This is a genomic window from Roseateles sp. NT4, assembly GCF_051857475.1.
In the GTDB taxonomy this organism is placed as follows: domain Bacteria; phylum Pseudomonadota; class Gammaproteobacteria; order Burkholderiales; family Burkholderiaceae_C; genus Pelomonas.
Genome location: NZ_JBPZGZ010000009.1, coordinates 13,804 through 25,554 on the forward strand (window position 1 = coordinate 13,804; position 11,751 = coordinate 25,554).

Here is an 11,751-nt window from a genome sequence, read left to right on the forward strand (position 1 = left end):
TAAGCCCTCGCAATTCCCAAATGGTGCGAAACGATTTCTTAATATGAAATTTACTGCTTCAATACGCCCCGGATAATTTGCCGATGTCCGTCGATTCCCCCACTCCCGAGATCCGCTCGCGCGGCCAACGCTGGATGGCGCCGTTGCGCCGCCTGGTCGCCACCTGGTGGTTCCGGCAGTCGCCGTCGCGCCAGGACCGCCTGGCCACGCTGGGCCCGCTGATCTCGGTGCTGCTCTTCCTCGCGGCCATCATTTCGGCCTTCTGGTACCTGCGCAACGAAGAAATCGAACGCGAGACCGAGTCGGTCAAGCGCGACACCGAGATCGCCCAGCAGCAGATCCGCCTGCGCCTCATCGAGAACCAGGAGCAGCTGGTGCGCATCGCCCGGGAGGTCGTCACGCGCCAGATCGACGCCCATGAGTTCTCGGCCCAGGCCCAGGCCTTCGCTCGCGAGCGCCCCGAGCTGACGCACGTCACCTGGCTCAGCGCCAAGCGTGAGCGCCGCAGCAGCGTTGGCGCGGCGGGCTTCCAGGCCGACGGCCTGATGACGGCGGACAGTGACGACCCGTCCATGCCCATGGCCAACCAGTCCAATGCGGCGGCCATCGCCTTCGAGGCGGCCAAGGAAAGGCGCCAGCCGGTCTACTCGCCGCCCTTCTCGGACGCCAACGGCACCACGGTCTTCCAGCTGCACATCCCGCTGATCGACCGCGGCGGCTTTGCCGGCGTGCTGATCGCCGAATACACCGTCGAGTCGCTGCTGCGCTATTACGTGCCCAGCGAAGTCGCCACGCGCCACAGCATCGCCGTGCTGGATTCGCGCGACCAGATCGTCAGCAGCACCGTCACGCCCATGCCCGGCCAGGTGCTGCGCCGGGCCTCGCTGCTGCACGACGTGCCGCTGGCACCGGCCCTGAATGGGCTGGTGCTGCGCGGCCAGGGCTGGCGCACCTCCATCGGCCTCATCAACAACGCGCTGTTCTGGCTGGTGCTGGCCCTGGCCGGCATGACGGTCTGGATGCTGCTGGGCACCTGGCGCCACATGCGCCGCCGCACCCAGATCCAGAACGCGCTGACGCTGGAAACCAACTTCCGCCGCGCCATGGAGAACTCCATGCTGACCGGCATGCGCGCCATGGACATGGACACGCGCATCACCTACGTGAACCCCGCCTTCTGCGCGATGACGGGCTTCTCCGAGGCCGACCTGGTGGGCCGCACGCCGCCCTACCCCTTCTGGCCCAACGACCGCCGTGAAGAGAATGCCCGCCTGCTGCAGCAGGAACTGCAGGGCCGCAGCCCCTCCGGCGGCGTCGAGGTCAAGATCCAGCGCAAGGACGGCTCGGCCTTCGACGCCCGCGTCTATGTGTCGCCGCTGGTGGACACCAAGGGCAAGCAGACCGGCTGGATGACCTCGATGACCAACATCACCGAGGCCAAGCGCGTGCGCGACCAGCTGTCGGCCTCGCACGAGCGTTTCACCACCGTGCTGGAAGGCCTGGACGCCGCCGTGTCGGTGCTGTCCGTGAACCCGCCCGAACTGCTGTTCGCCAACCGCAGCTACCGGCTGTGGTTCGGCGCCGACCCGGCCGGCCACGCCCTGCTGGCGGGCGGCCAGCTGGTGGGCACCACCAGCCGCCGCGGCCTGGACGATGGTGCCGACGAGGTCGACGACTATTCCGGCCTGCCCACCGAGGCCCTGACCGACATGGGCTCCGACCCGCGCGAGGTGTATGTCGAATCGCTGGCCATGTGGTTTGACGTGCGCGCCCGCTATCTGCAATGGACCGACGGCCGCCTGGCGCAGATGCTGATCGCAACCGACATCACCATGCGCCGCCACGCCGAGGCGCAAGCTGCCCTGCAGGCCGAAAAGGCCCAGGTGACGAGCCGGCTGATGACCATGGGCGAGATGGCCTCCAGCGTCGCCCACGAGCTGAACCAGCCGCTGACCGCCATCACCAACTACTGCAACGGCATGGTCAGCCGTGTGCGCGCCGACAGCATCGACAAGGATGCGCTGATGGCGGCGCTGACCAAGACGGCCAAGCAGGCCGAGCGCGCCGGCCAGATCATTCACCGCATCCGCAACTTCGTGAAGCGCAGCGAGCCGCAGCGCCAGCCCGCCAACGCAACCGACATCGTCGAGGACGCGGTGGAACTGGCCGGCATCGAGCTGCGCCGCCGCAACGTGGCCATCCACACCTACGTCGCGCAGCGCCTGCCGCAGATGCAGGTGGACCCCATCCTCATCGAGCAGGTGCTGATGAACCTGCTGAAGAACGCGGCCGAGGCCATCGACAACGCCTCCCTGCCGACCTCACGCCGCCACATCGAATTGCGGGTCGTGCCCAAGCACAGCGCCGAGCTGGGCGGCCAGATCGAGTTCTCGGTCACCGACATGGGGCCGGGTTTGCCCGATGAGGTGCTGGCCCGCATGTATGAGGCATTTTTCTCGACAAAAGCCGACGGATTGGGCATTGGATTAGGGTTATGCCGGTCTATCGTCGAGTCCCACCAGGGCCGGATAAAAGCCGAGAACCTCTACAATGGCTCCCTGGTCGTTGGATGCCGATTCGCCTTCACGATACCGGTCACGATCACTTCAGAACACCTGCGTACGGACCCTGCCGGCAGCGCTCAGAGAACCGAACCCACCACACCATGAGCTTGATCCCCAAGAAGGGCAACGTCTACGTTGTCGACGACGACGAAGCGGTCCGTGACTCCCTGCAATGGCTGCTCGAAGGCAAGGACTACCGGGTCAAGTGCTTTGATTCCGCCGAATCCTTCCTCGCCCGCTACGACCCCCGCGAGGTCGCCTGCCTGATTGCCGACATCCGCATGGATGGCATGACCGGCCTGGAACTGCAGGACCGCCTCATCGAGCGCAAGAGCCCCCTGCCCATCGTCTTCATCACCGGCCACGGCGACGTGCCCATGGCGGTGCAGACCATGAAGAAGGGTGCGATGGACTTCATCGAGAAGCCCTTCAAGGAAGAAGAACTGCTGGCCCTCGTTGAGCGCATGCTCGACCAAGCCCGCGACGCCTTCTCCAGCCACCAGGAAGCCGCCAGCCGCGACGCCCTGCTGGCCCGCCTGACGACGCGCGAAGCCCAGGTGCTGGAACGCATCGTCGCCGGCCGCCTGAACAAGCAGATCGCCGACGACCTCGGCATCAGCATCAAGACGGTCGAGGCCCACCGCGCCAACATCATGGAAAAGCTCAACGCCAACACGGTGGCGGACCTGCTCAAGATTGCCTTGGGCGCGACCGCCAAGGCCTGATCCCCGACTTCCTTTCAAAGGCCGCTGCATCCCAGCGGCCTTTTGCATTCCAGAAAGCAACATTCCCATGACCGCCCAACTCATCGATGGCCTCGCCCTTTCCAAGGCCACCCGCGCCGAAGTCGCCACCCGCGCCGCCGCACTGACCGCCCAGGGCAGGCAGCCCGGCCTCGCCGTCGTCCTGGTGGGTGACAACCCCGCCAGCCAGGTCTATGTGCGCAACAAGGTCAAGGCCTGCGAGGAGGCCGGCATCCATTCGGTACTGGAGAAGTACGACGCCACCATGAGCGAAGCCGAGCTGCTGGCGCGCGTCGAGGCGCTGAACAACGACCCCAGCATCCACGGCATCCTGGTGCAGCTGCCCCTGCCCAAGCACATCGACGACCACAAGGTCATCGAGTCCATCTCGCCGGCCAAGGATGTGGACGGCTTCCACGTTGCCAGCGCCGGCGCGCTGATGGTGGGCGAGCCCGGCTTCAAGGCCTGCACGCCCTATGGCTGCATGAAGATGCTGGAGAGCATCGGCATGGGCAACCTCAAGGGCAAGCATGCCGTCGTCATCGGCCGCAGCAATATCGTTGGCAAGCCCATGGCCATGATGCTGCTGGCCGCCAACGCCACCGTCACCATCTGCCACAGCGGCACCGCCAACCTGGGTGAGATGACCCGCCAGGGCGATGTCATCGTGGCCGCCGTGGGCAAGCGCAATGTGCTGACGGCCGAGATGGTCAAGCCCGGCGCCGTCGTCATCGACGTCGGCATGAACCGCAACGACGAAGGCAAGCTCTGCGGCGACGTGGACTTCGAGAGCGTCAAGGACGTGGCAGGATGGATCACTCCAGTTCCCGGCGGCGTGGGTCCTATGACCATTGCCATGTTGCTCGTAAACACGCTTGAATCGGCGGAACGTAGCCTCAAGTCCGCCTGACCATGACGATGAATCCCCTGCTGTCCACCGCCGCCCTGCCCGATTTCGCGGCCATCCGCCCTGAGCATGTGCAACCCGCCATCACCGAGTTGCTGGCTGCGGCGCAGGCGGCGCTGGACGAAGCGGTCAAGCCAGAGACGCCGGCCGACTACGACGCGCTGTCACGCATCCTCGACAGCGCCACGGAGCGCCTGGGTACCGCCTGGGGTGCCGTCGGGCACCTGAACGCCGTCGCCGACACGCCGGCCCTGCGCGAGGCCTTCAACGCCATGCTGCCGGCCGTCACCGAGTTCAGCACGGCCATGGGCGCCAACGAGGCGCTGTTCGCCAAGTACAAGGCCGTCGTGGCGGCGCAGGGCAGCAGCTTGAGCGCGCCGCGCCAGCAGGTGCTCAAGCACGCCATCCGCAACTTCGTGCTGTCCGGCGCCGAGCTGCAGGGCGCGGCCCGCGAGCGCTATGCCGCCATCCAGGAGCGCAGCGCCGAGCTGCAGCAGCAGTTCAGCGAGCATGTGCTGGATGCCACCGACGGCTGGAGCTACATCGCGAGTGCCGAAGAACTCGCTGGCGTGCCGCAGGACGTGCTGGACGCCACCCGGCTCGACGACGGCGGTCACAAGCTGACGCTGCATTTCCCGGTCTACCTGCCCGTCATGCAGTACGCCGAGAGCCGCGCCCTGCGCGAGAAGCTCTACCGCGCCTATGTGACCCGCGCCAGCGATATCCAGGAATCGGGCGGCAAGCCCGAGTGGGACAACACGGCCGCGATGCGCGAAATCGTCGCCCTGCGCCAGGAAGAAGCCCAGCTGCTGGGCTATGCCAGCTTCGCCGAGGTGTCACTGGCGCCCAAGATGGCCTCGTCGACCACCGAAGTGACGACCTTCCTGCGCGACCTGGCCAAGCGCGCCCGCCCCTTTGCCGAGAAAGACCTCGCCGAGCTGCGCGAGTTCAGCAAGGGCCAGCCGCTTGAAAGCTGGGATGTTTCCTACTGGAGCGAAAAGCTCAAGGAAGCCCGCTACGCCTTCAGCGACCAGACGGTGAAGCAGTACTTCACGGCCACCCAGGTCGTGCCGGGCCTGTTCTCCATCATCGAGCGCCTCTTCGATGTGGCCATCTCGGAAGCGCAGGCCCCGGTCTGGCACGAAACCGTCAAGTTCTACGAGATGCGCCGTGGCGGCCAGTTGATCGCCCAGTTCTACCTCGACCTCTACGCCCGCAACGGCAAGCGCCCCGGCGCCTGGATGGACGAGGTGCGCAGCCGCTGGCTCAAGCCCACGGGTGAACAGCAGACGCCCGTCGCCCTGCTGACCTGCAACTTCGCCTCCCCCGTGGGCGACAAGCCCGCCCTGCTGACCCACGACGACGTCATCACCCTCTTCCACGAGTTCGGCCACGGCCTGCATCACATGCTGACCCAGGTCAACGACCTCGGCGTGTCCGGCATCTCCGGTGTCGAGTGGGACGCCGTCGAGCTGCCCAGTCAGTTCATGGAGAACTTCTGCTGGGAATGGGATGTGCTGCAACAGCTCAGCGGCCATGTCGACAGCGGCGAACCGCTGCCGCGCGAGCTCTTCGACAAGATGACGGCGGCCAAGAACTTCCAGAGCGGGCTGATGACGCTGCGCCAGATCGAGTTCGCGCTGTTCGACATGCGCCTGCATGGCGAGCCCGGCGCAGAAGGCAATGTGCAGAAGGTGCTGGACGAGGTGCGCGCCGAAGTCGCCGTGCTGATTCCGCCGGCCTTCAACCGCTTCCAGCACAGCTTCTCGCACATCTTCGCGGGCGGCTATGCGGCCGGCTACTACAGCTACAAGTGGGCCGAGCTGCTCAGCGCCGACGCCTGGAGCGCCTTCGAGGAAGAAGGCGTGTTCAACGCCGCCACCGGCAAGCGCTTCCTGACCGAGGTGCTGGAGCGCGGCGGTGCGCGCGACGCCATCGACAACTTCAAGGCCTTCCGCGGCCGCGAACCGAAGATCGACGCCCTGCTGCGCCATCAAGGCATGAGCTGATGCCAAAAAAGTCTCGCCGCCGGGCGTCGGCGGCGGGATTTCCACCTGCTTGAGGGTGGCTGCGGCCAAATGGCGGCCAGGACAATTCCGGGTTCAGGGACAACCACTGAACCATGAGCTTTCGAATCCTGCCGGCGCTGTTCGCCCTCCTCTGCCTCTCGCCTGCCGCCTTCGCGGCGACCTACCGCTGCGAAGTCAGCGGCAGCGTCATCCTCACCGACAAGCCCTGCGCCGGCAGCGGCCCGGCGCCGATGGGCTCCATCGGGCCGACTCGCACCACGTCGTCCTATCAGACGGCGCTGCCCAAGATGGAGCAGGCGCCCGAGTACCAGCGCTATCTCAGCCAGCGCTGCGCGGAGTTGAGCGAAGCCGTCCGTACCGCGCCGGCGCGGGGCGTCGCGTACGCCACGGTCAATGACCTGCGCCGGGAGTATTCGCGTGACTGCAGCGATGACGAGCAGTACGCCCGCCGCAAAGCCAGCGAAGCGCGGCGCCGGGATCGCGACGGCCAGTTGGCCATGCGCGACGATGCCGAGCGCTCGCGCGAGGACGCCGAGCGGCTGCGCGAGAAATGCATCGAGCTGCGCGACTCTCTGCGCAACCGCCGCGTCGAGAACGAGACCGAGCGTCTCAACAAGAAAGCGGCCGAGGACGCCTACAACGCCAGTTGCCTCGGCAAGTGATGCGGGCATGAACTGATGCCCGACCGCCCCGCGTCCCCGAGACTGCGAGGCATGCAATTCAAGACTCTTCTTGCCGCCGCCGTGCTCACGCTCAGCGGCGGCGCCGTTTGCGCCCAGGGCGTTCTCGTCCACAACGCCCGCGGCCTGACGCTGGACGAGCGCGGCCGCGTCATCCGCTTCGACGCCATGCAGGTCGGCGCCGACGGTCGCGTGCTGGCCATCGGCAAGCTGAGCGAACTGCCGGCCGGCGACATGCAGCGCATCGACGCCGGCGGCCGCGTGTTGATGCCCGGCATCACCGACGCCCATGGCCATGTGCTGTCTCTCGGCGCCGCGCGCCGCAGCCTGCAGCTGCGCGACACGGTCGACCTGGGCGCAGCCCTGGCCGCCATCCAGGCCCATGCCGAAGCGCGTCCGCAGGCGGCCTGGATCACCGGCGGCGGTTGGAACCAGGCGGCCTGGAAGCTCGGGCGCTTCCCGACCGCTGCCGAACTCGACACGGCCGAGAGCCAGCGCCCCGTCTGGCTGACCCGCGTCGACGGCCATGCGGGCTGGGCCAACAGCCGCGCCCTGCAGCTGGCCGGCATCACGCGCGACACACCCGATCCCACGGGCGGCCGCATCGAGCGCGATGCCAGCGGCGAGGCGACGGGCGTGCTGGTCGATGCCGCCATGGGCCTGGTCGAACGCCAGGTGCCCGCCGAGGACCCCGCCGAACTCGCCGCCCAGCTCGACACCGCCGAGCGCGAGCTGTTGTCGCTGGGCATCACCAGCGCCCATGACGCCGGCATCTCCGCGGCCGCCGATCAGTTGCTGCGTCAGCGGGCCGCGGCCGGCCAGCTCAAGATGCGCATCTACGGCATGGCCCGCGGCAGCGACGAGGCCTTCATGGCGCGGCTGCGCGCCGCCGGCCCGCTGCTGGACCTCGGCAATGGCCACTACGCCCTGCGCGCCGTCAAGCTGTTTGCCGACGGCGCCCTCGGCAGCCGCGGCGCAGCGCTGCTGGCACCCTATGCCGATGCGCCGCAGACCCGCGGCCTGCTGTTCCGCAGCGATGCCGAGCTGCTGGCGCAGATGCGGGCCGCCGCCAAGGCCGGTTTCCAGGTCAATGTCCATGCCATCGGCGACGCGGCCAACCGCCAGGCCCTGGCCGGCTACGAGGCCCTGGCCAAGGAGATGGGCGCGCGCAGCACGGCGCTGCGCCACCGCATCGAGCATGCCCAGGTCATCGCCCTGGCCGACATCCCGCGCTTCGCCAAGGACCAGGTCATCGCGTCCATCCAGCCCACGCATGCGACCTCGGACATGAACATGGCCGAAGACCGCGTCGGGCCTCAGCGCATCCAGGGTGCCTACGCCTGGCAGCGCCTGCTGAAGAGCGGCGCCGCCCTGGCCTGCGGCTCGGACTTCCCCGTCGAGGAGCCCAGTCCCTTGGCCGGCCTGTATGCCGCCATCACGCGCGAGGATGCCGCGGGCAAGCCCGTCGGCGGCTGGTACCGTCAGCAGGCGCTGAACCCGGTGCAGGCCCTGGACTGCTTCACCCGTGGCGCGGCCTTCGCCGCCCATGCCGAGAAGGACCTCGGCGTGCTGACGCCCGGCCACCGCGCCGACTTCATCCTCGTCGACCGCGACCCGCTGACCTCTTCGCCCGCAGCCTTGCTCAAGGCCCGCGTGCTACAGACCTGGGTGGGCGGCAAGCTGGTCTACACCGCGAAGGATTGAAGATGCGCTACGTGGCTTTATGGAAAGGCATCAACGTCGGCAAGGCCAAGCGCCTGGCGATGGCCGACCTCAAGGCCCTGCTCGCCGAGCTGGGCGCCACCGACGTGACCACCGTCCTGAACAGCGGCAACGCGGTGTTCGACGCGAAGAAGAAGCTGACCGCCGACAAGATCCGCAAGGCCGTGGCCGAGCAACTGGGCGTGGACGCCGCCGTCATCGTGAAGACGGCGGCCGAATGGGCGCACATCGCGGCGGATCACAAGATCAGCGAGGCCGACGACCACAGCCGGCTGTTGGTGGCCATCACCACCGACGCGGCAGCGCTGAAGACGGTTGAAGACGTCCCCACCGCCGGCAACGAGCGTTTCGTCGTCACCGCGCACGCGGCCTACCTGTGGTGCGCGCATGGCATCCTGGAAAGCAAGGCCGGCACGCAGCTACTGAAGAAGCTGGGCGACCACGGCACCACGCGCAACTGGGCGACGGTGCAGAAGCTCAACGCGTTGCTGGGCTGACCGCCGCATGAAGGCCGTGCTCTTCTGGCAAGGCGTCTGAGCGAAAGTAAAACGCCGCCCGTCGGTCGAACCGAGGGGCGGCGTTGGGATGCGGCATCCGAGGCCGGGCGCGTGACCCGGCCTTGGGGCTGACTTACTTCGAGATGCTGTAGGTCAGCGTGAAGCTGCCGCTGCCGCTGTACGAGGAGACGTCAATGGCGTAGTAGCCCGCCGAGCCGGTGTAGTTGATGGCTTCGCTGCTGGTGCTGCCTTCAGACTTGGCCACCTGGACCCAGCTGCTGCCGTTCCACTTGTACAGGTAGAGGTCAAAGTCCGCCGAGGCCGGGCCGGTCAGGGTCGCCTTGACGACACCGGTGCTGCTGTACTGGTAGCCGGCGTCGGGGAAGGTGCGGGTCTGACCGCTGCTCAGGGTGCCCGTGACCGTGGTGCCGCCACTGGTGCTCGTGACGGTCAACGTCGCGTTGCTGCTGGTGGTGCTGCCGTTGGCGTTGCTCACGACGACGCTGAAGGCGGCACCGTTGTCCGCAGCCGTGGTGGCCGGGGTGGTGTAGCTTGCAGCGGTGGCGCCGCTGATGGCAGTGCCGTTCTTGCGCCACTGGTAGCTGGTCGCGCCGGTGGCCGTCACACTGAAGGTCGCGGTGCTGCCGGCGGCGACCGAGACGCTGGCGGGCTGGCTGGTGATGGCCGGGGGCGAGGTGTCTTTGGCCTTGACGGTCAGTGTGGCGTTGCTGCTGGTGACGCTGCCCTTGGCGTTGGTGACCACGACGCTGAAGAGCGCACCGTTGTCGGTCGAGGTGGTGGCCGGCGTGGTGTAGGTTGACGAGGTGGCGCCGGCGATGTTGGTGCCGTTCTTGCGCCACTGGTAGCTGGTCGCGCCGGTGGCCGTCACGCTGAAGGTGGCGCTCGAGCCCACGGTCACGGACACGCTGGCCGGCTGGCTGCTGATGGTGGGCAGACCGTCAGACGGCGGGTTGGGGCAAGTGACGCCGACAGCGTTGAACGCGCCGATCACGTCGGCCACTGCATAGCCGCGGTTCTGGGCGGCCTTCATGACGCCGCAGGAGCCGTTGTTGAAGGTTTCGTTCTGAACCCAGTACAGGCGGTTGGCGTCTGCCATGACCTCGAAGGCCTTGCGGGTGTTCCAGTTCGCCTTGTGGGCCAGGGTGTAGAAGGCCTTGTTGTAGACGCCCGAGGTCAGGTGCACGTCCAGCGAGTCGTTGTACTGCGCCGCGTTGCCGATGGAGCTGCCATCGCGCGTCGGATCATCGAAGTAGCGCAGGGCACCCGAGGCCTTGAAGATCTCGGCGCCCACCAGCCAGTCGTTGCTGCCGCGGTCGTAGTACTCGGCGGCTTCGCCGGCCATGTCCGAGAAGGCCTCGTTCATGCCACCCGACTGCTTGGAGTACACCAGGCCAGAGTTCTGCTCCGTGAAGCCGTGGCTGATTTCGTGGCTGGCCACGTCGAGCGACACCAGGGGGTAGAAGGTCGAGGCACCGTCACCGAAGTGCATGGCCGTGCCGTCCCAGAAGGCGTTCTCGTAGTTGCTGCTGTAATGCACGCGCATCAGCAGCTTCTGGCTGATGGGACGCACGCCCAGGTAGGTGTTGTACATGCCGAACACCACGTTGCCGAAGTAGTGGGCATCGTTCATGGGCGAGTAGGCGCCGTTGATCTGCTTCACCGTGTTGCGGGGGCAGGTGAAGCTGAAGGGCGTGCTGCCGGTGGTGCCGCCGTTCAGGTTGACGGTGCTCACGTTGGTGCTGTCCAGCTTGCAGGTGGAGCCGCTCTGGGTCACGTCCAAAAAGGCGCGGCCGTTGCTGCCGTACTCGTACTGGCCGGTCTTCTGGTTACCGCCAGGGCCGGTGCCGATGGTGGCGTGGGTCAGGCCCTCCCAGCGTTGCAGCACGATGCCGGTGTTGGCGTCGACGATGAAGTAGGGGCGGCGCAGCGTCTTGTCGCTGCCCGTGAGCATGGACACCTGGTAGACCAGATGGGCCTTGTTCTTTTCGTCCAGTTGGACGAACAGTTGAGCGTCTTCATTGCGCGTGTCGGCCGCACCGACCAAGCCGCGCACCTGGGCCAGCACCGTGGCAGTGCCCAGGGCCGGGGTGGCACTCGACAGGTCTTGCTCGATCTGCCTGACCATGACGCCGGTGAAGGACGACGCGCCCGTCGTGAGACCGTTGCCGGCCTCGCGGTGCTCAACGATGCCATGGCCCCAGATCGGCACGCCCTGGAAGAGCTGCTGGTGGCGTGTCACCACGAGCCCGTTCGCATAGGTTGCGGTGCGGGCGGCACGCAGCTCATTTGCCGAAAGCCCCAAGGCTGCCGCGCCTTGGGTGCCAGTAGCCATGGCAGCGGCCGGTTGGGCTTGCTTGCTGTCGAGCACGACGCGCTCAGCGGCCAGGGCCTGGGTGGCGGTTGCGATGCTGGCCAGTGCGAACAAGGCCCGTAGGGCGTTCGCCGTCTTGTGGGGGTAGAACATGTGTGTCATCTCTGGTTGGTTGTACGGTTACGCGTCTGCGCGCTTCAGGCCAAGCACATCAACCTTGACTACTGACCCATGTCCTGGCTTGACGCCAGACCTGGCCTCCCGGCGCACTGCTGC

8 protein-coding genes are annotated in these 11,751 nt (G+C 67.1%); 7 read left to right on the top strand and 1 reads right to left on the bottom strand.

Going from position 1 to position 11,751, the window contains the following annotated elements; translation table 11 throughout:
• Nucleotides 1-83 precede the first annotated feature (83 nt).
• The 7 genes from ACS5PN_RS30940 to ACS5PN_RS30970 all read left to right on the top strand — a co-directional run bounded on the left by ACS5PN_RS30940 (nt 84) and on the right by ACS5PN_RS30970 (nt 9,143).
• The gene (locus tag ACS5PN_RS30940) at nt 84-2,669 is read left to right on the top strand and encodes a PAS domain S-box protein (RefSeq protein WP_439467875.1); all 2,586 of its coding nucleotides are present in this window, start codon (nt 84-86) and stop codon (nt 2,667-2,669) included.
• Nucleotides 2,666-3,289: a response regulator transcription factor gene (locus ACS5PN_RS30945; protein ID WP_088483486.1), complete on the top strand. Its 624-nt coding sequence runs from the start codon at nt 2,666-2,668 to the stop codon at nt 3,287-3,289. Before ACS5PN_RS30940 ends, ACS5PN_RS30945 begins: the two co-directional genes overlap by 4 nt.
• 67 nt (nt 3,290-3,356) lie before the next feature.
• Complete coding sequence (folD, locus tag ACS5PN_RS30950; RefSeq protein WP_439467876.1) at nt 3,357-4,217, top strand: bifunctional methylenetetrahydrofolate dehydrogenase/methenyltetrahydrofolate cyclohydrolase FolD; 861 nt, start codon at nt 3,357-3,359, stop codon at nt 4,215-4,217.
• Between the two features lie 8 nt (nt 4,218-4,225).
• Nucleotides 4,226-6,223 (top strand): M3 family metallopeptidase, encoded by a 1,998-nt coding sequence (locus ACS5PN_RS30955; RefSeq protein ID WP_439467928.1) that lies wholly within the window; start codon nt 4,226-4,228, stop codon nt 6,221-6,223.
• Nucleotides 6,224-6,336: 113 nt separating this feature from the next.
• The gene (locus tag ACS5PN_RS30960; protein WP_439467877.1) at nt 6,337-6,906 is read left to right on the top strand and encodes a hypothetical protein; all 570 of its coding nucleotides are present in this window, start codon (nt 6,337-6,339) and stop codon (nt 6,904-6,906) included.
• Between the two features lie 51 nt (nt 6,907-6,957).
• On the top strand, nt 6,958-8,628 hold the full coding sequence (locus ACS5PN_RS30965; RefSeq protein ID WP_439467878.1) for an amidohydrolase: 1,671 nt from the start codon (nt 6,958-6,960) through the stop codon (nt 8,626-8,628).
• Nucleotides 8,629-8,639: 11 nt separating this feature from the next.
• Nucleotides 8,640-9,143 (top strand): DUF1697 domain-containing protein, encoded by a 504-nt coding sequence (locus tag ACS5PN_RS30970; RefSeq protein ID WP_439467879.1) that lies wholly within the window; start codon nt 8,640-8,642, stop codon nt 9,141-9,143.
• A gap of 133 nt (nt 9,144-9,276) precedes the next feature.
• On the opposite strand, the gene ACS5PN_RS30975 is transcribed toward ACS5PN_RS30970, so the two are convergent.
• The gene (locus tag ACS5PN_RS30975; RefSeq protein WP_439467880.1) at nt 9,277-11,628 is read right to left on the bottom strand and encodes a M4 family metallopeptidase; all 2,352 of its coding nucleotides are present in this window, start codon (nt 11,626-11,628) and stop codon (nt 9,277-9,279) included.
• Nucleotides 11,629-11,751 lie beyond the last annotated feature (123 nt).